This window comes from Thermococcus profundus, from assembly GCF_002214585.1.
Taxonomy (GTDB): domain Archaea; phylum Methanobacteriota_B; class Thermococci; order Thermococcales; family Thermococcaceae; genus Thermococcus; species Thermococcus profundus.
In genome coordinates this window covers 734,548-756,852 of record NZ_CP014862.1, presented here as the reverse complement: position 1 = coordinate 756,852, position 22,305 = coordinate 734,548, and the positions used below count along the sequence as shown (strand labels likewise).

General features: G+C 53.6%; 31 protein-coding genes. 20 read left to right on the top strand and 11 right to left on the bottom strand.

The features are described 5' to 3' along the window. Positions 1-25: 25 nt before the first annotated feature. The 8 genes from A3L09_RS04300 (at position 26) to A3L09_RS04265 (ending at position 6,652) form a co-directional block, all read left to right on the top strand. Positions 26-334, top strand: a complete 309-nt coding sequence (locus A3L09_RS04300; RefSeq protein ID WP_088857787.1) for a nucleotidyltransferase family protein — start codon at positions 26-28, stop codon at positions 332-334. Continuing rightward, positions 331-669 carry a HepT-like ribonuclease domain-containing protein gene (locus tag A3L09_RS04295; protein WP_088857786.1) on the top strand — a complete coding sequence of 113 codons (339 nt, stop codon included), beginning with the start codon at positions 331-333 and terminating at the stop codon, positions 667-669. Before A3L09_RS04300 ends, A3L09_RS04295 begins: the two co-directional genes overlap by 4 nt. Further along, complete coding sequence (locus A3L09_RS04290) at positions 666-1,679, top strand: mevalonate kinase (protein WP_088857785.1); 1,014 nt, start codon at positions 666-668, stop codon at positions 1,677-1,679. The genes A3L09_RS04295 and A3L09_RS04290 overlap by 4 nt, the downstream gene beginning before the upstream one ends. Before the next feature lie 193 nt (positions 1,680-1,872). Continuing rightward, the gene (locus A3L09_RS04285; protein WP_088857784.1) at positions 1,873-2,526 is read left to right on the top strand and encodes a DUF257 family protein; all 654 of its coding nucleotides are present in this window, start codon (positions 1,873-1,875) and stop codon (positions 2,524-2,526) included. Between the two features lie 53 nt (positions 2,527-2,579). Continuing rightward, positions 2,580-3,368, top strand: coding sequence for an isopentenyl phosphate kinase (locus tag A3L09_RS04280; RefSeq protein ID WP_088857783.1), 789 nt, complete (start codon positions 2,580-2,582; stop codon positions 3,366-3,368). A gap of 6 nt (positions 3,369-3,374) precedes the next feature. Further along, on the top strand, positions 3,375-4,136 hold the full coding sequence (locus tag A3L09_RS04275; RefSeq protein ID WP_088857782.1) for a molybdopterin-binding protein: 762 nt from the start codon (positions 3,375-3,377) through the stop codon (positions 4,134-4,136). Between the two features lie 208 nt (positions 4,137-4,344). After that, complete coding sequence (locus A3L09_RS04270; RefSeq protein ID WP_088857781.1) at positions 4,345-6,237, top strand: aldehyde ferredoxin oxidoreductase family protein; 1,893 nt, start codon at positions 4,345-4,347, stop codon at positions 6,235-6,237. 130 nt (positions 6,238-6,367) lie between these two features. Next, a complete protein-coding gene (locus tag A3L09_RS04265; RefSeq protein WP_088857780.1) occupies positions 6,368-6,652 on the top strand; it encodes a PRC-barrel domain-containing protein in 285 nt (94 codons plus the stop codon). On the opposite strand, the gene A3L09_RS04260 is transcribed toward A3L09_RS04265, so the two are convergent. From A3L09_RS04260 to acs, 3 genes are all read right to left on the bottom strand, one after another. After that, positions 6,649-7,356, bottom strand: a complete 708-nt coding sequence (locus A3L09_RS04260) for a metallophosphoesterase family protein (protein ID WP_088857779.1) — start codon at positions 7,354-7,356, stop codon at positions 6,649-6,651. The two genes, A3L09_RS04265 and A3L09_RS04260, sit on opposite strands and share 4 nt — an antisense overlap. Before the next feature lie 33 nt (positions 7,357-7,389). Next, positions 7,390-7,992 (bottom strand): hypothetical protein, encoded by a 603-nt coding sequence (locus tag A3L09_RS04255; protein WP_088857778.1) that lies wholly within the window; start codon positions 7,990-7,992, stop codon positions 7,390-7,392. Between the two features lie 74 nt (positions 7,993-8,066). Then, the gene (gene acs, locus A3L09_RS04250; RefSeq protein ID WP_088857777.1) at positions 8,067-9,464 is read right to left on the bottom strand and encodes an acetate--CoA ligase alpha subunit; all 1,398 of its coding nucleotides are present in this window, start codon (positions 9,462-9,464) and stop codon (positions 8,067-8,069) included. A gap of 147 nt (positions 9,465-9,611) precedes the next feature. Here acs and A3L09_RS04245 point away from each other — a divergent pair, with 147 nt between their 5' ends. Next, positions 9,612-10,091 carry a phosphate-starvation-inducible PsiE family protein gene (locus tag A3L09_RS04245; RefSeq protein WP_088857776.1) on the top strand — a complete coding sequence of 160 codons (480 nt, stop codon included), beginning with the start codon at positions 9,612-9,614 and terminating at the stop codon, positions 10,089-10,091. A gap of 65 nt (positions 10,092-10,156) precedes the next feature. Then, positions 10,157-11,176, top strand: a complete 1,020-nt coding sequence (fen, locus tag A3L09_RS04240; RefSeq protein WP_088857775.1) for a flap endonuclease-1 — start codon at positions 10,157-10,159, stop codon at positions 11,174-11,176. Here fen and A3L09_RS04235 read toward each other — a convergent pair whose 3' ends face one another. The 7 genes from A3L09_RS04235 to A3L09_RS04205 form a co-directional block, all read right to left on the bottom strand. After that, entirely contained in the window at positions 11,177-12,079 is a 903-nt protein-coding gene (locus tag A3L09_RS04235) for a transcription initiation factor IIB (RefSeq protein WP_088857774.1), read from the bottom strand. 37 nt (positions 12,080-12,116) lie between these two features. After that, positions 12,117-12,419, bottom strand: coding sequence for a hypothetical protein (locus tag A3L09_RS04230; RefSeq protein WP_088857773.1), 303 nt, complete (start codon positions 12,417-12,419; stop codon positions 12,117-12,119). Positions 12,420-12,433: 14 nt separating this feature from the next. After that, positions 12,434-12,772 carry a DNA-binding protein gene (locus tag A3L09_RS04225; protein ID WP_088857772.1) on the bottom strand — a complete coding sequence of 113 codons (339 nt, stop codon included), beginning with the start codon at positions 12,770-12,772 and terminating at the stop codon, positions 12,434-12,436. 101 nt (positions 12,773-12,873) lie between these two features. Beyond that, entirely contained in the window at positions 12,874-13,326 is a 453-nt protein-coding gene (locus tag A3L09_RS04220) for a 30S ribosomal protein S19e (RefSeq protein ID WP_088857771.1), read from the bottom strand. A 3-nt stretch (positions 13,327-13,329) separates the two neighbouring features. Further along, positions 13,330-13,746 carry a YhbY family RNA-binding protein gene (locus A3L09_RS04215; protein WP_088857770.1) on the bottom strand — a complete coding sequence of 139 codons (417 nt, stop codon included), beginning with the start codon at positions 13,744-13,746 and terminating at the stop codon, positions 13,330-13,332. A 75-nt stretch (positions 13,747-13,821) separates the two neighbouring features. Further along, positions 13,822-14,217, bottom strand: coding sequence for a type II toxin-antitoxin system VapC family toxin (locus A3L09_RS04210; RefSeq protein ID WP_088857769.1), 396 nt, complete (start codon positions 14,215-14,217; stop codon positions 13,822-13,824). Then, positions 14,214-14,462 carry an AbrB/MazE/SpoVT family DNA-binding domain-containing protein gene (locus A3L09_RS04205; protein ID WP_088857768.1) on the bottom strand — a complete coding sequence of 83 codons (249 nt, stop codon included), beginning with the start codon at positions 14,460-14,462 and terminating at the stop codon, positions 14,214-14,216. The genes A3L09_RS04210 and A3L09_RS04205 overlap by 4 nt, the downstream gene beginning before the upstream one ends. A 92-nt stretch (positions 14,463-14,554) precedes the next feature. Here A3L09_RS04205 and A3L09_RS04200 point away from each other — a divergent pair, with 92 nt between their 5' ends. The 6 genes from A3L09_RS04200 (at position 14,555) to A3L09_RS04175 (ending at position 18,528) form a co-directional block, all read left to right on the top strand. After that, entirely contained in the window at positions 14,555-15,151 is a 597-nt protein-coding gene (locus tag A3L09_RS04200) for a DUF7411 family protein (protein WP_088857767.1), read from the top strand. After that, positions 15,148-15,984 carry a DNA-3-methyladenine glycosylase family protein gene (locus A3L09_RS04195; protein WP_232473579.1) on the top strand — a complete coding sequence of 279 codons (837 nt, stop codon included), beginning with the start codon at positions 15,148-15,150 and terminating at the stop codon, positions 15,982-15,984. The genes A3L09_RS04200 and A3L09_RS04195 overlap by 4 nt, the downstream gene beginning before the upstream one ends. Then, positions 15,981-16,298 (top strand): hypothetical protein, encoded by a 318-nt coding sequence (locus A3L09_RS04190; protein WP_088857766.1) that lies wholly within the window; start codon positions 15,981-15,983, stop codon positions 16,296-16,298. The genes A3L09_RS04195 and A3L09_RS04190 overlap by 4 nt, the downstream gene beginning before the upstream one ends. A gap of 27 nt (positions 16,299-16,325) precedes the next feature. Next, positions 16,326-16,721: a hypothetical protein gene (locus A3L09_RS04185; RefSeq protein WP_088857765.1), complete on the top strand. Its 396-nt coding sequence runs from the start codon at positions 16,326-16,328 to the stop codon at positions 16,719-16,721. 197 nt (positions 16,722-16,918) lie between these two features. Further along, on the top strand, positions 16,919-17,452 hold the full coding sequence (locus tag A3L09_RS04180) for an adenylate kinase family protein (RefSeq protein ID WP_088857764.1): 534 nt from the start codon (positions 16,919-16,921) through the stop codon (positions 17,450-17,452). 104 nt (positions 17,453-17,556) lie between these two features. Continuing rightward, positions 17,557-18,528, top strand: a complete 972-nt coding sequence (locus A3L09_RS04175; RefSeq protein ID WP_088857763.1) for an N-acetylmuramoyl-L-alanine amidase — start codon at positions 17,557-17,559, stop codon at positions 18,526-18,528. Here the strand turns inward: A3L09_RS04175 and A3L09_RS04170 are convergent. Beyond that, complete coding sequence (locus A3L09_RS04170; RefSeq protein WP_088858979.1) at positions 18,519-19,046, bottom strand: type II toxin-antitoxin system VapC family toxin; 528 nt, start codon at positions 19,044-19,046, stop codon at positions 18,519-18,521. The two genes, A3L09_RS04175 and A3L09_RS04170, sit on opposite strands and share 10 nt — an antisense overlap. A 58-nt stretch (positions 19,047-19,104) precedes the next feature. Here A3L09_RS04170 and A3L09_RS04165 point away from each other — a divergent pair, with 58 nt between their 5' ends. Genes A3L09_RS04165 through A3L09_RS04150 form a run of 4 tightly spaced genes read left to right on the top strand, consistent with a single transcriptional unit; the run spans position 19,105 to position 22,302 of the window. Beyond that, the gene (locus A3L09_RS04165; protein ID WP_088857762.1) at positions 19,105-19,872 is read left to right on the top strand and encodes a LamB/YcsF family protein; all 768 of its coding nucleotides are present in this window, start codon (positions 19,105-19,107) and stop codon (positions 19,870-19,872) included. A 4-nt stretch (positions 19,873-19,876) separates the two neighbouring features. Continuing rightward, positions 19,877-20,560 carry a 5-oxoprolinase subunit PxpB gene (gene pxpB / locus A3L09_RS04160; protein ID WP_088857761.1) on the top strand — a complete coding sequence of 228 codons (684 nt, stop codon included), beginning with the start codon at positions 19,877-19,879 and terminating at the stop codon, positions 20,558-20,560. Then, complete coding sequence (locus A3L09_RS04155; RefSeq protein WP_088857760.1) at positions 20,560-21,555, top strand: 5-oxoprolinase subunit C family protein; 996 nt, start codon at positions 20,560-20,562, stop codon at positions 21,553-21,555. The genes pxpB and A3L09_RS04155 overlap by 1 nt, the downstream gene beginning before the upstream one ends. A gap of 33 nt (positions 21,556-21,588) precedes the next feature. Continuing rightward, positions 21,589-22,302, top strand: a complete 714-nt coding sequence (locus A3L09_RS04150) for a phosphoglycolate phosphatase (protein WP_088857759.1) — start codon at positions 21,589-21,591, stop codon at positions 22,300-22,302. The last annotated feature ends 3 nt before the right edge of the window (positions 22,303-22,305 follow it).

Below are 22,305 nucleotides of genomic sequence, written 5' to 3'. Positions count from 1 at the left end.
TAAGGGTTTTTCAATATTTTCTACCATGCAGACTCGCAGGGTAAGAAACCTCTCCGATGTCCAAAGGATTCTCCGCTTGCATAGGAGCGAGCTTCGTAGAAGGTTCGGAGTAAAGAGAATCGGGATTTTTGGCTCGTACTCGAGAGGTGAGCAGAAGCCGGAGAGCGACGTGGATATTCTGGTCGAGTTTGAGAGTCCGATTGGGATGATAGACTTTATCCGCCTTCAGGAGTACCTTGAAAGCCTTCTGGGCGTAAGGGTTGACCTGGTAACTCCACAGGCTCTCAAAAAAAGGATCAAGGAGCATGTTTTGAGAGAGGTGAAATACCTATGAGAGACCCCCTTCTCTACGTTGAAGAGGTTCCTGAGGCCATTGAAAAGATACAAAGATACACCGAAGGCATGGCATATGAGGATTTTATCGAGGATGAAAAGACAGTAGACGCTGTTTTGAGAAACCTTGAAATCATCGGCGAAGCCGCAAAGAATTTGCCCTCCGAATTCAAGGAGAAGCACCCCGAAGTGCCTTGGAGAGAGATAGCTGGTATGAAGGACAGGCTGATTCACGCTTATTTCGGTGTTGATCTCTCGATAGTTTGGTATACACTCCAGAATGATCTCCCACAGCTTGAAGATGCTTTAAAACGGCTTTTGGAGGGTCAAAGATGAGCGCTAAAAGGGTTCTCGCCTCGGCACCGGCTAAAATTATCCTCTTTGGGGAGCACAGCGTCGTTTATGGGAAGCCGGCCATAGCGGCGGCCATAGACCTCAGGACGTACGTTCGGGCTGAGTTCAACGACACTGGAGCGATAAAGATAGAGGCCCACGACATAAGGACGCCGGGCTTAATAGTTTCCTTTACAGAGGACAGCATCTACTTCGAGAGCGACTATGGAAAAGCCGCTGAAGTTCTCGGCTACGTCCGGGAGGCGATAGAGCTGGTGAAGGAAGAGGCGGACGTAAACGGGAGGGGAATAACGGTTTCAATAACCTCCCAGATTCCCGTTGGCGCTGGCTTGGGAAGCTCCGCGGCGGTTGCTGTGGCCACCATCGGTGCCGTCTCAAGGCTTCTCGGCCTCGAGCTGAGCAACGAGGAAGTTGGAAAGCTCGGGCATAAAGTTGAACTCCTCGTCCAGGGTGCATCGAGCGGCATAGATCCGACGGTCTCTGCCATAGGCGGCTTCATTCACTACAAGGGTGGGAAGTTTGGGCATTTACCCTTCATGGAGCTCCCGATCGTTGTAGGCTACACCGGTTCGAGCGGCTCGACTAAGGAGCTCGTGGCAATGGTCAGGAGAAACTACGAGGAGATGCCAGAGATATTCGAGCCAATATTGAATTCAATGGGCAGACTCGTTGATAAGGCCAAAGACGTCATCACTTCCGACCTTGATAGAGAGCTGAAGTTCCAGACCCTAGGTAAGCTGATGAACATAAACCATGGCCTCCTCGATGCCCTCGGCGTCTCAACTAAAAAGCTGAGCGAGCTGGTTTATGCGGCCAGGACAGCGGGTGCACTTGGAGCTAAGATCACCGGGGCTGGAGGAGGCGGCTGTATGTACGCACTCGCACCAGGAAAGCAGAGCGAGGTTGCAACCGCCATAACGATAGCGGGCGGGACACCGATGGTGACGAGGATAAGCAGGGAAGGCTTAAGGATTGAGGAGGTGGAGGTATAATCCGCTTATACCACCCCATAATCATTTTTTGGAAGTGTATGGCTCCTTTTTCTGTTTTAAAGGCAATCATGGGAGTTATAGATTTGAGCCGGCCTGGACATTTTTAGTCACAAAAAGTTTTAAAATATTCCATACATTCCATTCCGTTCGGTGAGATAAGCTTTATGTCCTTCACCATCATGGGGGTGAGAGGATGGAGAAGGCCGTGGGTGAGTTTGAGGGAGTACTCGATGGTATAAAGTTCGGGGAGATAGTAATGATTGAGTACTCCGGATATTCAACACCCGTTAGGAGCCTCTACTATCTGACCTCATGGGCAGAGAAAAGGCATTATAAAGTAGTTATCGTTGACATCCTCGATACGCTCTACCTTCACTACCAGCACATGAGGCTCAATGGAATGAACGTGGAAAAGTTCAAAGATATCGACGTTATAAAGATAGGCGGTAGAACCGTTGTGGGTAATGTTATAGGCCAGCTTAATATAACGGGATCGACGGTTGGGGAAAAGGCATTCTCCAGAACGTACGAAAGCGCGGTAAAGGATGGCAATGTAGTTATGATAGTCCTGGGCCTTGAAAAGCTCATGATGCTCTTCGCCGAGTCAAGGAGGGGGATACTGAACATAGTAAACACAATGCTTTCCCACGTCGGAGATGAGCGCGTTAAGGGTTTCTGCTTTATAAACAGAACTCTAATGAAAGAGGTTTCGCCGTACATAATTCCCCTGGTAGCTGAGCTTACGACAACAGTGATCGAAATTGAAAGGGCCAGCGGAACGGACGTTGTTAGGGTTGCAAAAGCCCTTAACCCTGGTATTGAAATGATGGAAGTAAAGCTCGCCTGAGTGGGTCCAACAAACTCTTAAACTGTTTTTTCAACTCTTTTTTGGGTGTTGCCATGATACTCATAAAGATCGGAGGAAGCGTCTTCAGCAACAAGGCTGGGGAAGCGGAGAACTTTGACACTGAAACCGTGAGGAGAATCGCCGGGGAGATTGCCGAGTTCTATCCAAACGAGGAGTTCATAGTGGTTCACGGCGGCGGCAGCTTCGGCCACTACCACGCGAGCGAGCACGCAATACGGGACGGTCTCTCTGGGAACTGGGAAGCGGATCAGGGAAAGAGGAGGGGCTTTTCCCTCACCCATCAGTCGATGCTGAGGGCGAACGCGAGGTTCATCGACATCTTCCTCTCCCAAAACCTGCCAGCGTTTTCGGTTTCAACGTCTTCAATCTTCCTAACGGAAAGGGGAGAAATAATCTACGCCGACATAGAGGTCATTGAGAGGCTCCTTGAACTGGACTTCGTCCCAATTCTCTTCGGGGATGTAGCGGTTGATGTTGCCCAAGGAATAGACATCCTCTCAGGCGACCAAATAATGGCGTACCTCACGAAGATGCTCAGGCCGAAGAAAGCCGTATTCCTCATGGACGTTGACGGCATCTACGACGGAAAACCCGGTGAGGGGACGCTCATTCAGGAGCTTGCCAGAGACGAAGTTCCTAGCCTTCTAGATCGCCTCAACTGCACAGCCTCCGGAACGGACGTCACCGGGGGGATATGCAACAAGCTGAGGAAGGCCTACGAGATGGCCAACTACTCGGAGGTCTGGTTTGTGAACGGGAAAATCCCCGGAAGACTGGCTGGGGCCATCAGGGGGGACGGATTCGGAACTAGGCTGAGGTGAGGCCAGATGTTCGCTGAGATTTTGACCATCGGAGATGAGCTTTTGAGCGGCAACACCGTTGACAGCAACGCGGCGTTCATAGCATCAAAGCTGACGGAGAGGGGTTACTGGGTGAGGAGGATAACAACGGTTGGCGATGACGTTGAGGAGATAAAGGTAGCTGTTATGGAGATACTCGGCAGAAAACCTGAAGTCCTCGTCATCTCAGGCGGCCTCGGGCCGACCCACGACGACGTTACAATGCTGGCTGTTGCTGAGGCACTTGAGAGAAAGCTAGTCCAATGTGAGGAGTGTCTAGAGAGGATAAAGGTCTTCTACGAGAAGCTTTATAGGGAGGGATACATAGACGATCCAAACCTCAACGAGGGCCGGAGGAAGATGACCTACCTGCCGGAGGGGGCGGAGCCGCTTGAGAACACCGAAGGTGCCGCGCCGGGGGCTTTCATTGAGCACGATGGCGTTAAGATATTCGTCCTCCCAGGCATGCCGAGGGAGATGAAGGCAATGCTCGAAAAGGAGGTTCTCCCGAGGCTTGGAAAGAGGAAGTTCGTCCAGAGGAAGTTTTTGGCGGAGATAACCGACGAGAGCAAACTGGCCCCTCTCCTCAAAGAAGCCCTGGAGGAATTCAACGTCAGGATACACTCGTCCCCAAAGGGCTTTGGGAAGTACATAGGGCTGATAATCTTTGCAGAGGACGAGAAAGAGGTAGATAAGGTGACTCAGTTTCTGAACGATAGGGGGATATCCCTTGAGCCGTGGAAGCTCTGAATTTTCGGGTTTATCAATTTTTCATGCAAGAATTTTCGCTCTTTCACCAGAGCCCGAAAACTCTTTCATGTGCCGGCGCTAAATATGGAAGCTTATTTGGCCTTTTTCGTTAAACGGGAGTGTTTTCAGATCTGGAGAGAATTAAAGCTCTCTGTGAACCCAAAAGGTTTATTAGAACCTGCACATTACTGAGCGTGGGTGATCTTATATGAGTGGATACTGGGGAAAGATCCTTAGGGTCAACTTGACTACCAAAGAGACCAAAGTCGAACCGCTCCCAGAGGGCTTCCCGAGGAAGTACCTCGGCGGTGTCGGTTTTGGAACCAGGATTCTCTACGACGAGGTTCCGAAAGGAGCGGACCCGCTCGGGCCGGAGAACAAGATGATAATAACCCCCGGTCTCTTCGTTGACACCGGAATCGGAACCGGTTCAAAGACCGCTTTCAACTTCAAGAGCCCGCTCACAGGCGGCTACGGCAGATCTATGGCCGGTGCCGAGCTCGGAGTTCAGCTCAAGAGAGCCGGCTACGACATGCTCATCATTGAGGGGCAGAGCGATGAACCCGTTCTCCTCGTTATCAACGATGACGAGGTAAAGATAGTCCCGGCCGACGGCTACTGGGGCCTCACCACCGGAGAGGCCAGGAGCAAGGCCAAGGAAGAGTATCCCGGCTACGCTACCGCTTTCATCGGTCCCGCCGGCGAGAGGCTAAGCCTCATCTCGATAATCGAGACCGACGACAGGCAGGCCGCCAGAGGCGGTCCGGGTGCAGTTCTCGGAAGCAAGAAGCTCAAGGGAATACTTGTAAAGGGAAGCAAGAAGGTTCCGATAGCTAATCCAGAGAAGCTCCGCGAGCTGATAAAGAAGTGGGCGCTCATCTTCAAGGACCACCCGGCTACCAAGGCCGACATGGACTACGGAAGCGGCGAGTTCCTCGACTGGATGAACCGCGAGAGGGGCACCTTCCCGGTCAGGAACTGGCAGATGGGCTTCTTCAAGAAGGCCTACGAGAAGGCCAAGGAGGAGGGCAGGGAGCACATCGGCATAGACCCCTACTTCTGGGCACCGAAGTACAGGAAGGGAAGGAAGCCGTGCCCGCTCTGTAACAAGCCGTGCAGCCAGTACGTCCACGTTGAGAGCCAGAAGTGGGGAACCTTTGAGGTCGACGGTCCCGAGTACGAGACCCTCTACTCATTCGGCGGTGTGCTTGAGATAGACGACTTTGAAACCGTTGCCTACCTCAACTACCTCGCGGATCAGCTCGGCCTCGACACCATCTCGGCCGGTGTCACGATAGCTTGGGCAATGGAAGCTTATGAGCGCGGTCTCCTCACCAAGGAAGACACGGACGGCATAGAGCTCACCTTCGGCAACGGTGAGGCAGCCGTTGAGGCCCTCAGAAAGATGGCCTACCGCGAGGGCAACCTCGGAAAGCTCCTCGCCGATGGTGTCAAGAGGGCCAGCGAGAGGCTTGGAAAGGAGAGCTGGAAGTTCGCCATGCACGTCAAGGGAATGGAGCCGCCCGCTTACGACGTCCGCGGCATAAAGGGAATGGCTTTAGCGTTCGCCGTCAGCGTCCGCGGTGCCGACCACCTAACTGCCGGAGCCTACGGAACCGAGCTCGTCGGCAAGTGGTGGAAGTTCGACGGAATCGACAGGACGAAGGGCGAGAACAAGGGATACGAGATAGCCGTTCACGAGAACCTCATGGCGGTCTACGATGCCCTTGGAGTGTGCAAGTTCTCAAGGCACATGTACTTCCTCGAGGGCTTCCCGGAGCTCATTGAGGCAGTGACCGGAATGCACATGAGCGAGGCCGAGATAATAACCGTCGGAGAGAGGATCATGAACGTCGCAAGGGCATTCAACGTCAGGGAGGGCTTCAGCAGGAAGGACGACACGCTCCCGTACAGGATCATGTGGGAGCCGATCCCAGAGGGAGTCAGCAAGGGCCTGCACGTCCCGCCCTGGGAGCTCGACAGGATGCTGGATGAATACTACCAGGCAAGGGGCTGGAGCAGGGACGGAATCCCGACCAAGGTCAAGCTCCTCACCCTCGACCTCCCGGACATCGCGGAGGACATTGGAGCCGGGATCTGAACTCCCTGCTTTTTCTCCTTTGCTTTTGTGGGAAAGACTTTCCCTGAATTCCGTCGGTATAAAGACATCGGAAAAGTTTTATACGATTAAATCCACAAAGGAATGTGCATAAAACAAGGGGTGAAAGAAGATGGTAAAGATCCTCGCCTCAAAGCTCAGGGATGTGGAGCTGATTACAGATACGGGTGTAAGACTCGGCTGGGTCTACGACCTCAGCTTCGATGAGGAAACTGGAGAGCTTCTCGTCATCGTGGCCGAGCCCGACGAAGACCTCGACACCAGCGAGTTCGTCACCGATCACGAGGGGCTCCTTCTGATACCGGTGAGCGCAGTTAGGAGCATAGGTGAGGTGATCATCATCGACTCCAACAAGCTCGCGGTTAAGTCCAAGCTCCGCGGTATAAGGCACCGTTAATAGCCCTCAAAGAGCCTGTCCGCGAGGAACCGCGGAAGGCCCGCCTCCACTATCTTCCTCGCCGCTTCTTCCACATCGTATTCCACCCTGCGGAACTCCACGTTATCCGGCGGTTCCTCTTCCGTGTCTATGATGGCGTAAGCAGCCCTCCAGTCCCCGTCCCTTGGCTGACCAACACCACCGGGGTTGATGATGCGTCTCTCCCCTATCAGCTTCAGCATTGGGACGTGAGTGTGGCCGACAAGGAGATCGTCCTGCCTTACGTAGCTCAAAACGGAGTTAAACTCGCTATCCGGAAGCCAGGGGAAGAGATACTCATCGAGAGGTGCCCTTGGCGAGCCGTGGATGAGAAGGTAGCTCCTCCCGGTGTCGTCGGTGAACAGTTGTCTCACTGGGAGCCTCCTCAGGAAATCAAGGTTCTCAATGCCCATGACCCGCTGGTGCCACCGAACCGCTTCCCTCGCGTAGGGGTTGAAGCCCCACTCCGCTCCGAAGGCTATCGCGTTGTCGTGGTTGCCCCGGACGCAGAGGAACTCCCTCTTCTCCATCTGCTCCCTGACGAACTCCACGACCTCGTTTGGATTCGCTCCGTAGCCGACCAAATCACCCATGCAGAGTATCACATCCGCTTTTCTAACCTCCTTCCAGACCGCCTGAAGGGCCTCCCAGTTGGAGTGAATATCGCTCATCAGGGTTATGAGCATGAGACCACCCGACAATAAAATTGGGGGAAGGGCTTAAATCACTTCAGGAACTCCCCGTAGCATGCCGAAGCCAAAGACCGCAAGGCCGAAAACCATCAGAAGAAGACCAGAGTAGAGCTGATACGCGGGAGAACCGCTCTCCTCGCACTCCCTCTTGAGCTCATCGAAGTGCTTGGAGCAGTACTCGAAGTCAAGGTACTCCCTCGGATCGCCGTAAACGGTCAGGGACTCCACTTTGAGGCCCTTTCTGAAGATCAGCCGCCGAAGATTCACAGGCTTCTTTCCCCTTTCATCTCTCCGGATTTCAAGGGTTCCGTTGGAATAGATGAAGGTCAGGTTCTTCAGTGGACCGCTTTCTAGAACCAGAGCGTCATTCTCGATGTGGAACGAAGTCCCCGCGGGAGAGTCTAGAACCACGACAAATCTTGAGACGTTCAGTGAGTAATTCGAGGTAAAGACAAAACCTCCCCCAGAAGAGGCGAGTTCGGGAGTTGTGTTCAAGTTTGCGTCAAAGAGTACGGATGATGGAAGCATGCAGGCCAGGCCGCCGCAGTTTGCTGGACTGTAAGTTGCCGTTAGGACTGCACCCAGGGATAACAGCAAAAATCCCAGAACGTAAACTATTTTCCTGTACATAGGACATCACAAATATTACTCCTGATGCACATAAAAATCTTTGGGTAAAATATCCAGAAAAGAGAAGAGGAGATTCACTCCTTCTTCTGCTTCTTCTTCCAGTTGCTCCACTTGTAGAGGGCCGCGAGGGACTTGATGGCCCTCTCCGGCTCCGGATAGGCCGGAATGCCCTCCTCGTTGAGCATGTCAATGGCTTCCTTGGCCTCTATGCCGCCGACGATGGCTACCACGAGCGGCTTCTTCCTTCCGCTCTCGTTGTACTCGCGGATGACTATCTTTGCTAGGTCCCTTGGGTCGAGGACCGCTGTCTGGCAGTAGAGGACGGCTATGCTGTGCATGTTCGGGTTGGCGAGTGCATCGCGGACGGCTCCCTCATAGGCCTCTGCTCCGGCCATACCGGTTAAATCGACCGGGTTCTTGTAGCTTCCGAAGGGCGGCATGTGGTTGGCGAAGATCTTGAGGTCCTCGAGGTTGTCGTAGAGGTGAAGTCCCTCCTCCTCGGCGGCATCGGTGGCCATAACGCCTATTCCACCGCCGTTGGTGAGTATGACCACGTTCTCTCCCTCGGGCTCTGGGAGGTTGCTGAGTGTTCTCGCCCAGTCAAAGGCTTCTCCGATGGTAAGAGCTCTGAGTACGCCGCTCTGCTTGAACGCGGCCTCGTATATCTTGTCTGAACCGGCGAGTGAACCGGTGTGGGAAGCTGCGGCCTTGGCACCGCGCTCGCTCCTTCCGGCCTTTATGATGATTATAGGCTTCTTCATGCTGACCTTCTTAGCTGCATCCATGAACTTCCTTCCGTCCTTAACGCCCTCCATGTAGATGAGGATTGCATTGGTGTTCTCATCATCCTCGAAGTACTCAAGCAGGTCCGCATCATCGATGTCGCTCTTGTTTCCAATGCTGACAACCGCCGAGAGGCCAACCTTCTCAAGGATGGTCCAGCCCATAAGGGCTATACCGAGGGCACCGCTCTGGCTGATGAGGGCGAGCTTGCCCGGCATGACGTCGGTCGGGCCGAAGGTGGCGTTGAGCTTCTTGGGGGTGTAGACGACGCCGAAGATGTTCGGGCCGAGGATTCTCATGCCGTACTTGCGGGCAGTCTCGACGAGCTGCTCCTCAACCTTCTTGCCCTCTGGGCCGAGCTCACCGAATCCAGAGCTGATTATCGGGAGAACTTTGACGCCCTTCTTTCCGCACTCCTCAACCACCTGGGGAACGAACTTGGCCGGGACGACGATGACGGCCATATCAACCTCGTCCGGAACGTCGAGGATGCTCTTGTAGGACTTGAACTTCCTTCCGTTTATCTCAATCTCTACCCCTTTGATGTTGACAGGGTAGATCTTGCCCTCATAGCCGTACTCAACGAGGTTTTTCATGACAGCGTATCCGATTTTGCCAGGTTTTTCTGAAGCGCCGATAACGGCGATGCTCTTCGGTCTGAACAGGGCAACTATGTTCTGGTCAACCATCTCTATCACCTCAGATGACATTTACAGTTTTACGTCTGTGAAAGCCGTTAAAACCTTTCCCTTCTCATTTTGACGATGATTGAATCGACAGCCGTTAAAGGCAAAAAAGGATTTAAACCAAGGGATGCAATCAGTTAGGGTGGTCTAATGGGGATAATCGAAAAGCCAAAGAGAGAGCTGACCCCCCTTCAGACTGCGGCACTCAAGTGGATGTCCCTTGCGTTTGACCTGGTCGTGATAATCCTGGCACTCCTCACCATGGCTTACGTTGCATACATGCTCTACGACCTCACGCTTATCATGCTCCACGGCACCGACGTGGAGGAGGCGCTCCACGAGTTCCTCCTCGTCATAATCCTCCTGGAGCTCTTTGAGTTGCTCTCCCTCTACATCAAGGAGCACCACGTCAGCATGCGCCGCGTGGCCGAACTCGGCGTTGTGGCCATAGTCAGAAAGCTGGTTATAACCGCGGACTACAACGCCCTGGGATGGCAGACGTTGATTAGCATGGCGGCCGTAATATTCGTCCTCGGATGGATATACGTCCAGGAGAGGCGGAGGATCTCAGAGGAGGAGAGGTTCATTATTGAGCATGGAATAAATAAACAGTGGTCCTCCAATCAATGAGGGGGATGTGGGCAGAAGCAAAGGCTAAATATCCCTCATCCCAACTTTTCTCTAGGTGGGGAAGGATGGGAGTACAGATCGGAGAGCTTGTGCCTCGGAAGGAGATTGGAATCGAGAACCTCTACGGCAGAAAAGTTGCTATCGACGCCTTCAACGCCATGTACCAGTTCCTCTCGATCATAAGGCAGCGCGATGGAACACCGCTAATGGACTCAAAGGGAAGGATAACCTCCCACCTCAGCGGCTTTTTCTACAGGACCATAAACCTCATGGAAGCTGGGGTGAAGCCCGCTTATGTGTTTGACGGCAAACCTCCTGAGTTCAAGAAGAGGGAGATAGAAAAGAGAAGGGAAGCCCGAGAAGAGGCCGAAGAGAAGTGGCACGAAGCGCTAGAAAGGGGAGACCTTGAAGAAGCCAAGAAGTACGCCATGAGGGCGACGCGCGTTAATGAAGGGTTAATCAACGACGCCAAAAAACTCCTGGAGCTTATGGGAATCCCCGTTGTACAGGCCCCAAGCGAGGGAGAAGCCCAGGCGGCGTACATGGCGGCCAGAAAGAGGGTCTACGCATCGGCCAGTCAGGACTACGACTCCCTCCTCTTCGGGGCCCCAAGGCTCGTGAGAAACCTCACGATAACCGGGAGGAGAAAGCTCCCCGGAAAGAACGTCTACGTCGATGTCAAGCCCGAACTGGTCGTTCTGGATGAGGTGCTCAAAGAACTAGGCATAGACAGGGAGAAGCTCATCGAGATGGCGATTTTAATAGGAACCGACTACAACCCCGGCGGGATAAAGGGCATCGGGCCAAAGAAGGCCCTGACGATAGTCAAGAGGAGTAAAGACCCCCTCGCCAGGTACCAGAAGGAGAGCGAGGTCGACCTCTACGCCATAAAGGAGTTCTTCCTCAATCCCCCGGTTACCGACGAATACGAGCTCAAGTGGCGAGAGCCCGATGAAGAAAGAATCCTCAAGTTCCTGTGCGACGAGCACGATTTCAGCGAGGAGAGGGTGAAGAACGGTCTTGAAAGACTGAAGAAAGCAGTAAAAGCGGGGAAGCAGAAGACACTGGAAAGCTGGTTCGGCTGATCAGCCCATCGGCACCTTCAGGTTTAGTTTTTCTATGAGCTCCTTGTACCTGTTCCTGACTGTGACCTCCGTGACCCTCGCCACCTCGGCCACTTCCCTCTGGGTTCTCTTTTCCCCCTCCATGAGGCCGGCTATGTAGAGCGCCGCCGCAACGAGGCCGGCCGGGCTCTTCCCGCTGGTTAAACCCCGGGAGTATGCCTCCTCAAGGAGCTCTATGGCCTTCTTTCTAACCTTCTCACTTAATCCCAGCTCATCTGCAAACTTGCTGACGTAATCTGTCGGCTTAACGAAGAGCTTCTTTGGGGTGAGGTTGAGGTGTCTCGCTATGAAGCGAAAGCTTCTGCCTATCTCCTTTTTGTCGACGCGAGAAACTTCAGCTATTTCATCAAGGGTTCGGGGGATCTTGAGAAGCCTGCAGGCGGCGTAGACACAGGCCGCTATGACGCTCTCAATGGAGCGGCCCCTTATCAGGCCCTTTCTAACGGCCTCACGGTACAAACGGGCGGCCTCCTCCTCAACGTGCCTCGGAAGGCGCAGGTTGCTGGCCAGCCTGTCCAGCTCGCTCAGGGCGAAGGCCAGGTTTCTCTCGGCGGCGTCGCTGACCCTCAGGCGGCTCTGCCACTTCCTCAGGCGGTACATCTTCTCCCTCATCAAGCCGGTAAGGGAACGGTCTATTCCTATATCCGTGGAGAGGCCCTTATCGTGAAGGAGTATGCTCTCTGGGGCGCCCGCGCGTGCCCTCTTCTCCCTCTGGCTCGCATCAAAGGCCCTCCACTCGGGCCCCATATCAACGACGTTCTCCTCAATAACGTAACCGCAAACCTTACAGACGACCTCTCCCCTGCTTGGATCGTAGATGAACTCCGTGGAGCCGCAAACAGGACAGACCCTCTTCTTACTCACTCAAACACCCCCACGGCCGGCCCTATCGGGATAGGCCTTATAAACCTTCCTCAGGGTTTCTCTTCCCGTTCTTCTTGGCAGGGATGTAGCGGAGTATCCACGCCAGATCCTCCCTCTTGAAGGTTATCCTTTCGAGAACCCTAACGTCTTCGTCGCCGTCTTCAACTAGGTTGGCGTATATCCAGAGGAAGACCGGATCTTCATCGCTTCCAAGGTGGAGGTTGCGATAGAGAATATCCACTGTCCCATCCCGGTTGTTCTTAACCGAGACGGCCTTCCAGGTGTCGAGGCTCACCTCGCCTTTGGAATCGAGGAGTTCTATGATCCTCTTGACGTCCATCCGGTCACCTTCCGCTACCACTTGATACGGAACTCCTTTCTAGTCCTGGCATCGATCTGTGCCAGTATTCTCTTGAGTTTATCATCACCTATCGGTTCCCTGATCTGGCCCGCCTGGTAGAGCTGAACCAGTATGAGCTCGACCTGCCTCGCAAGTTCGGGCTTTACGAGCTTAACCCGACCGAGCCTCTCCCTTGCCTCAGGGGTGAGGATCTTCCGCATTATCGCCTCAAGCTGAGCTTCAAGCTCCATTTCCTGCTTTATGGCCTCCTCCTGAGCTTTCTGCTGTTCGAGGTACTTCTTCTGGAGCTCCATGAGCTTCCTCTTCCTGATCTCCTCGATGTCCTCGGCCATGGTCTCACCTCCATGCTTAGGTTGGTCCCCCGGTTAAAAAGGTATTGGGTTCGCGGGAGAAACCAGGTTAGAAAGGGGAAGTTAAAGTTGGGGAACGGAGCTCAGTACTTCTTGAGCTCCGGAATCTGCTCTTCGAGCTCCTTCTTGAGCTCGGTGGCTATCTTGTCGAGGAAGCTCTGGCCCTTTGGGGTAACAACCCTTCCCTCGCCCGGAACCTTCTGGACGAAGCCAGCCTGCTCAAGCTGCTGGAGGGCCTTTCTTATAATGCTTCCGCCGGCCTTGTAGAAGTGCTCTGGAGCGTGACCGCGGTTCTTTCTTCCCCCGTACCAGGTCCTGAGCCTCTCAATACCAACGGGCCCGTCAACGTAGACCTTCCTGAAGACGCTGGCAACGCGGTAGTACCACCAGTCCTCCTGCTCTGGAAGCCTCTCCTTGTGCCTTCCGGTCTTGACGAAGGGGGCCCACTCGGGCGGCTTTATCTCTTCCACTTCCTTCAGGGCCTTGGCAACCCTCTCAACGAGCAAATCACCGGGAACGTCATAAACCGTCGCCATACTTCAATCCCTCCCTTTTCTGAATTTCTTCCTGAATCCAGCGATGTCGAGCTTGACCTTGCGAACGGGCTTCTCCTCCCGCTTCTCCTTCGAAAGCTCCTTTCTCTGGAGCTTCCTTAAATACTTTTCCCAGCCTTCCCTCGGCTTGAACAATATAAACCTTTTGCCGCGAACCTCAATGAGCTCGCTGTCGGTGAGCTCCGCGACCTTCTCAGCCAGCTGTTTCCTATCAAGCCCTGTGCTTATGAGCGCGCCTTTCCTTATCTCAACTTTGAGGACTCCGTCCTTCTCAAGCTGGGTGTTTATCTCCTCGATCACGCCGTCATCTAATCCCTTCTTCCCCACCCACGCTCGCGGGGGAATATCGTAGTATCTCGCACGGATGGCCCTCCTCACGTTACCGGGTAAGCGTTTTTCCATATCTCTCACCTCTAAGCTTCTCGCGGTTTGCTGAAGGCCTTATAAAGGTTGGCCTTTTAAAGATGTTGTACCCACTCAAGATCCAAACTTCTCCATGAACTCCTCGGGTGTGTACACCTCTGGGAGCCACTCGAAGTGCCTCTTGTTGTGTGTGACGAGCGGGGCGTTCAGCTTCAGCGCGAGTGAACCTATCATGTAATCCCTCGCGTTCTTGGAGAAGTCCCAGCGGCCGAGGGCATTTTGAACGACTATTTCCGCGGATTCTTCATCGAAGTCTAGGATCTCCAAGGAAAGGGACTCGAAAACTGCTTTCACTTTGCTTCTGGCCTCAGGCAATCCCTTTCTCCTGGCATACCTATACAAAACCTCCATGTAGACCACAGAACTCGTCACCGGTTGGAAGGGGGATCCCATGAGCCACTCAAGGAATTTTCTGTCGTTAAAAGCGTTGGTGTCGAGTACAACTTTCACTCCTCTCCCTCCAGCTCCCTCAGGGTTCTCTCGATACCTCGTGCAATACCCCTTCTGCTCTCCTCAACAGTCTCATCGACCCCTTCCATGATCTCCGTGAACTCATTCAAAAGGTCATCCAGCCTCATCAGTACATATGAATCCCCCTTGCGTACAAAAACCACCTCATCCCCTGCTTTGATGCCCAGACTCTCTCGAACTTCCTTGGGGATCGTAACCTGGTATTTCTTAGTGACAACTGGCATTACATTCACCAATATGGTATTACCCGGATTTCCTAATAACCCTTTCGGGGGAGGATTTAAGAGGGGACATACAAACCTCCTCCGGTGAAACCATGATCGTGCACCACTTCTACTCCGGGGGCAAGGACTCGAGCTTGGCCGCATGGATTCTAACCAGAATGGGCTACGATGTCGAGCTCGTCACGGTGAACTTTGGCATCCTTGACAGCTGGAAGTACGCGAGGGAGACGGCTGAGAGACTCGGCTTTGAGCACAGGGTGCTCTATCTGCCAACGGAGATTTTAGAAAAAGCCGCGGAAATGGCAGTGAAAGACGGACACCCAAACAACGCCATCCAGTTCATCCACGAAAAGGCCCTTGAGGCCCTGGCCTCCCTTCCTGAAGTCGAAAGGATAAGCGACGGAACGCGGAGGGACGACAGGGTTCCTTTCCTTGACCTTCCGAAAGCCCGCTCGCTCGAGGATCGCTTCAACGTCGCCTACATAAGGCCCCTCCTTGGCCTCGGTTACAAGACGATAAGGGAATTAACCGAGAAGCTCTTCATGGTTGAAATCCGCGAGAGCGAGGAGCTTGAGAAGAGCGACTATGAGGTCGAGTTGAGGTATTTCTTGAGGAAGGAAGGGATCGACCCACTCACAATCTTCCCAAAGCAGCACTACCAGTCGAGGGTGATGGGGTGGAGGGAGTGATTGACCTTAGGAAGACCGCAAGCGAAATGATAAAGAACGGCACGTGGAAGCTCGAAGGGGATACATTCTATCAGGCCCTCAGATTGGAAAACGGTGTAATCGGGGTCGCAACATACAACGGGGATTTTCTCTTCCCCGGGACATGGAGTAAGAGGGAGAGAAAAGAAGCAAGGGAAAAGATCTCTTTCATCCTCGGCCTTAACACCGACCTTGATTCGTTCTACTCAGAGATAGGTGATTCACCCTTTTCTTTCCTCGCCGAGGAGTTCAAGGGTCTAACGGTTCCCGCCGCACCTTCCCAATATCAGGCCCTCGTTGAGGTGATAGCGCAACAGCAGGTAAACTTCGACTTCGCGCAGAGGACGATAAGGAATCTCGTGGAAATTGCCGGTGAAAAAGTCGATGAGATCTACGCCTTTCCAGCGGCCGAAAGGATAGCCTCTCTAACTCTCGACGAGCTTAGAAAAGCCAAGCTCGGTTATCGAGCGGAATACATAAAGCACCTTACGGAACTCTACATGAAGGGTGAGCTGAAGCTCGATCTGTGGGAATTGGACGAGAAAGAAGCTATAAATTATCTAACTGGCTTTCATGGGATAGGAAAGTGGACGGCCGAGCTGTTCCTTGCCTACGGTCTGAGGAAGAACACCTACCCAGCTGGAGATTTGGGGCTGAGAAGGGGGATAGCCAAGATATTCGGAAAGAGCGTGAAGGAAGTCAAGGAGAAAAACGTTAGGGAGATCCTTGAGCCGTACGGTAAATGGAAGGGCCTGCTGGCTTTTTACATCACCTGCTACGACAGGAAGACCGAGCTGGAGAGGAGAAGAAAATGAGCGAGATAGTTGTGGTTTTACCCAAAGAGAAGTTCAAAGCCCTGAAAGGACTGGATGTCGAGAAACTTATCCTGGATAACCTCGAGAAAACCGAGGAAACCCTTAGGGCGGAAAGGGAAGAGTACCTACGTGAAAAGCTCAAGAAGCTTGAGAAAAAACTATCCGAGATGGAGAACCAGCTGGAAGAGATGAGAGAGTTCTACGAGAAAGCAAAAAAGGATAAGGAAAGGTTCTTGGCTGTGAGAAGCGAGCTGAGAGAGGAGAACGAGAGGCTGAGAGAGGAGCTGGAGAAGAGGAAAGTTCACAAAGCGTGAACGAATCGTTCATGGAGCGTGAACGAAATGAAGCTCACCATCAAACCCCAGAAAGGCCTCGGGAAGATAGAGATAGAACTTTCCGCCGAGCTCTGGAGCGAGATAAAGGGGCTTAGCGAACGCTATGGAGTTCCGGCTGAGAAGGTTGTTGAGATTGCCCTTACCGGCGAGTTCAGAAAACAGGAGGGAGATCTTGAAGAGCTTGAAAAGAAAGTGGGGGAACTCGAAGGAAAAGTCTGGAAGCTGGAAAAGGAATACGCACCGCTCCGCTTCAAAGCCTACGGACTGAGCGAGGACAACAAGATCCTGGCCATCGAGCTTTCGGGTTTAATTGCTGAAAACAACCAGCTGAGGCGCTTCCTCAAGCTCCCGCTCAGGAGAGATCCCGAGCTGAGAAAGCTTATATCCTATTATATGAGATGAACCCATGCGGATGATGACAGCGAATTGCGCGGATCCGTGAAGAGAAACGTCATCTGACGCCGTCCCGGGCGGGCAGTGACGAATCCAAGACGGGCTTAGCCGTTCAGGCGATGACGTACCCTATGAGCGCCGAGCCCGTCCGGGACGTGATTTTAAACTCACTCGGACAATTTTGGACAAATACGGAGGGTGGGATAATGATAATCGCGGTAACCGGAACACCTGGAGTTGGAAAGACGACCGTGTCGAAGCTTTTAGCTGAGAGACTCGGCTACGAATACGTTAACCTCAGGGACTACGCCGTCGAAAGGGGTATAGGAGAGATGAAGGGGGATGAACTCGAGGTAGAGGTGGATGAACTTGCTTACAACTTCGAGAGAGACTTTAAGGGCAAAAACGTCGTCGCCGACGGTCATCTAAGCCACTTCCTCAACGCGGACCTTGTTATCGTCCTCAGGGCGAATCCCAAGCTGATAGCCGAGAGACTGAAGGAGAGAGGGTACAGCAGGGAGAAGCTCGGGGAGAACGTCGAGGCCGAGCTTGTGGATGTAATCCTCGTAGAGGCCCTTGAAGAGAACGAGAACGTTATCGAGGTTGACACCACTGGAAAAACGCCGGAAGAAGTCGTCGAGGAGATACTCGACCTCATAAGAAAGGGCGTTAAGAAAAGGGTCGGTATCGTGGACTGGAGCAAGGTTTACGACGAAGTTCTTCCATACTTGCGCCTTTGATGTCTGTCGTTCTTTTTATCTAGCCTTCCGTCCACATCTCTCCGTAAATTTTATAATTTCCAACCGCTAAATGTTTGGACACTAATGCATTGGGGGTGAAATAAATGAAATTCAAGGCCCTATTAGTGACTATATTGATCGTTGGTGTTCTTTTTTGGACACCAAAGGTGGGAGCAAGTGGATACAATCTGAGCGGATATACAATCTGCGTTGACGCCGGTCATGGCGGAAAAGACCCTGGAGCCGTCGGCTACGTCGTGGAGAAGGACGTCAACCTCGCCATAGCACTGAAAGTCGCCAAAGCTCTAGAGATGGACGGGGCCAACGTTGTGCTTACAAGGGATGGCGATTATTTCGTTACCCTCTCGGGAAGGGTTCAAATAGCCAACTCCGCCGGCTGCGACATCTTTATCAGCATCCACGCCAACTCCGGTCCAAGCTCGGCCACTGGCTTTGAGGTCTACCATTACTACACCTCAAGCAAGGGAACTGTCCTTGCCACCTACGTTGACGAAGAGATTGCCAAGCTGATACCCCTAAAGAACAGGGGGGTTAAGAGCGCCGGCTACTACGTCATCAAGTACACCAAAATGCCCGCCATCCTAATCGAGACCGGCTTTGTGACCAACTCTTACGATGCCGGGATAATAAGCGACGAGACCTACCAGTGGAAGTACGCCTCTGCCATTCTCCACGGCGTCCAGCGCTACTTCGGCGTTCCCGTCCACGACCCACTACCGACTGTAACGAGAATCCGCTTTGCCGACCACGGAAGCTACTTCCGCGTTGTCCTCGACCTGAGCCAGTTAACTGGGTACCACGTCTACTACACATCCTACTCAAACGGCTACCACCTCGTTATCCAGGTTGACAATGCCCAGCTCGCCGACCTAGGATGGGCAACCTACAACGGCTGGTATTACTCCTACACTGGTTCGAACACGGCCCCAATAATCTATGCAACCCAGAGCGGGAACACGGCCTTCATCGTGGTAGAACTCAACAGTCCGTATCTTCCATACAGGGACTTCACCCTCTCGAACCCGGACAGAATAGTAGTTGATATCTATCCTTGAGTCCTCCTTTTTCCCTTTCGCTTCTTCCGCTTCCTCTTCGGTATCAGCCTTACAGGACTTCCGCAGTCCGGGCATATACCCCCCGGTGGCATCTCCTCGAACTTCTTTCCACAGCCTATGCAGACGTAGTTCCACCGGATTACCCTTTTTATCCCGCGCTTTAGGGTTTTGAATTCTATTCCAAGGGTTTTCGCGATGTTCTGGAGGTTGTAGTCGTCGGTGAGGAGGATTCCGTTGATTTCGTAGGCCAGCGCTAGGACTTCAATATCGGCCTCACTCAGCTCTTCAAGTTCACCCGTCCTCTTAGCGGCTTCTTTTACTGCCTCCACGCTTTCCTTCGATGGGAGAACTACTTTCACCTTTCCAGCGCTGATGAGACCCTCTAGGAAGAGCCTCGATTCGGGGTCTTTAACCTCTTCAACGACGCCAGGAGTAGTTAAGCCTTCAACATCCGCTCCCTGAATGAAGAAGGCCGAGTCTATGACGGCTTTTTTCGTTCGTTCCTTTTCATCGCCCATGAGGAAAGCTTGGAGAAAGGCTTTTTTAGATTTGCGTCGAAACGGATTCGGTGGGAGCATGAAGGTTGACCTCAACGCCGACCTCGGCGAGAGCTTTGGGAGGTACAAGCTCGGCCTCGACGAGGAGGTGATGAACTACATCACCAGCGCCAATGTAGCGACCGGCTGGCACGCTGGAGACCCGCTCGTCATGAGAAAGACGGTAAAGCTGGCGAAGGAGAAAGGCGTAGCGGTTGGCGCCCATCCCGGCTATCCAGACCTTCTCGGCTTCGGCAGGAGGTACATGAGGCTTTCTCAGGAAGAGGCGCGGAACTACATTCTCTACCAGGTTGGGGCGCTCTACGCCTTTGTCAGAGCTGAGGGTCTTAAGCTTCAGCACGTCAAGCCCCACGGAGCACTCTACAACGCCCTTGTGACGGAGGAAGAACTAGCGAGAGGTGTGATCGAGGGGATAGCCGACTTCGACAAAAACCTGATCTTCGTAACACTCTCCGGCTCAAGGCCGGCGGAGATCGCGGAGGAGATGGGGGTTAAGGTTGCCCATGAAGTCTTCGCGGATAGGGCCTACAACCCCGACGGAACCCTCGTCTCACGCTCGAAGCCGGGGGCGGTGATAGAGGACAGGGAAGAGATAGCCGAAAGAGTAATTTCGATGGTCAAGGACGGCGGCATCAAAGCGATAAACGGCGAGTGGATCGAGCTGAAGGTCGATACTATCTGCCTCCACGGGGACAACCCGAAAGCTGTTGAGATAGCCGCTCACATCAGGAAGGTGCTTGAGGAGGAAGGGATTAAGGTAGCTCCAATGAGGGAAGTGGTTAGGTGAGAGCATGGAGATAAAGCCGCTTGGAGATTCGGCCATTCTCATCTCCTTCGGTGAGGTCATAGACGACTCCATAAACGCGAGAGTCCACGCAGTTGCAAGGGCCATTGAGAAAAAAGACTTCGATTGGCTGGTAGAGACCGTTCCCGCTTACTCTTCCCTGGCGGTTATCTTCGACCCGCTGAGGGCTTCATTTGAAGACGTTAGAGAGGCCATCCAGCCACTGCTCGGTGTGAGTGCCGAGGCTTTTATGGGGAGGAGAATCGAGATACCCGTCCTATACGGCGGCGAATACGGGCCGGACATCGAATTTGTCGCCCAGTACAACGGGCTGAGCGTTGATGATGTGATAGAGTTACATTCCGGAAAAACATACCGTGTCCACTTCCTCGGCTTCCTGCCCGGGTTTGCTTACCTTAGCCCCGTTGATGAGAGGATCACCATTCCGAGGCTCGAAAAGCCCCGCCTGAAGGTCCCAGCGGGTTCTGTTGGGATAGCTGGAAGGCAGACAGGCATCTATCCCATCGAAAGCCCCGGCGGCTGGCGGCTCATAGGGAGAACCCCGCTGAGACTTTTCGATCCAGGCAGAGACCCACCCACGTTACTCCAGCCGGGGGATGAAGTCAATTTTGTGCCTATAGGCGAGAAGGAGTTCTGGGAGATCCACAAAGCCGAGTGGGGGGATGGGTAATGATTGAACTCATCAGCGTTCCATCGCTCTTAACCGTTCAGGACGCGGGGAGGACCGGCTACCGAAGGCTCGGTGTTCCGGTTTCTGGCTTCATGGATGGCTTTTCTGCGAGGATAGCCAACTACCTAGTAGGGAATCCCGGTGATGCGCCTCTCCTCGAGTTTCTCCTTGCGGGGCCAAAGATAAAGTTTAACGCCTCTGTGGTTTTCGCCGTCGCTGGGGACGTTGAAGTCAAGCTAAACGGAGTCCCCATTGAAGCCTGGCGGAGCTACTGGGCGAAGAGAGGCGACATCCTCGAAGTCGGAACTTTGAGGAGCGGCCTCTACGGTTACATAGCCCTCGCCGGTGGGATAAAGTGCGAGAGGCTTTTGGGAAGCTGTTCGGCCTATCCCCGTGCCGATCTTGGGAGGCCGCTGAAGACCGGCGACAGGCTTAGTGTTGGTTACGCCCTCTTAACGGGCAGGGAGGGTCGCTTTCTTCCCCCAAAGCTGAGGCCAAACTACTCACGCGATAAGGTGGAAGTCCGCGTCGTCCTCGGCCCGGATTTGGACCACTTCACGGAGAAGGGCATCGAGACCTTCCTGAACTCGGCCTACACCATAACTCCCGAAAGCGACAGGATGGGCTACCGTCTGGACGGGCCGAGTGTTGAGCATTCGGAGAAGGGAGCTGACATTGTTACCGGCCCCCTCATCTCAGGAAGCGTCCAGGTGCCGGCCAACGGGAAGCCGATAGTTATGATGAAGGACGCTCAAACCACTGGAGGCTACGCTAAGATAGCGACGGTGATAAGCGCCGATCTATCCCGTCTCGCCCAGAGCAGGCCCGGAACAAAGGTTCAGTTTAAGGAAGTAACCCCTAACGAAGCTCTAAAGGAACTCAAGAGGCGCGAGAAGACCCTTGAGGCGATAAAAGACTTCCTCGATGGAAAGCTGAGGGCTTACTCGGTAAGGGCCCTTGGTAGGGAATTCCTGACCTTCGCCGGAAAGGTTTAATACACCTCTTTCCTCCTTTCTCTGGTGAAGAGAATGAAGGTAAGGGCGATTTCTCTCGACATAGACGGCACGATAACCTATCGGGATAGAAGGCTGAGCATTGAGGCATTGAAAGCGATAAGACTTGCCGAGAGCCTTGGCGTTCCGGTTATGCTCGTAACGGGAAACTCCGTTCCCTTCGCCGAGGCAGCGGCGATCTTCATCGGCACTAGCGGGCCGGTCATAGCGGAGGACGGAGGAGCCCTTTCGCTTAAAGGGAAAGGGACGATGAGAAAGCGCGTTTTTCTAACCGACATGGACGAGGAGTGGATCCTCTGGAGCGAGCTGAAGAAGCGCTATCCTAAAGCTGAGCTCAGCTTTTCAACGATGGAGAGGAAAGCCGGCCTTGTCATAAGGAGAACAATCCCCGTTGAGGCCGTCAGGGAGATCATCAGGGAACTCGGCCTCAACCTGGTTGCCGTCGATTCGGGCTTTGCAATCCACGTGAAGAAGCCATGGATAAACAAGGGGACTGGAATAGAGAAGGCCTGTGAGTACCTAGGCATCTCTCCAAAGGAGGTCGCCCACGTTGGCGACGGGGAGAACGACCTCGACGCCTTCCGCGTCGTTGGCTACCGCGTCGCGATAGCCCAGGCCCCGGAGAGTGTGAAAGAGAAAGCAGACTACGTCACCCAGAAGCCCTACGGTGACGGTGGAGCGGAGGCAGTGATGCACATCCTCAGAAAGTTTGGCTATCTGGAGGAGTGAGCT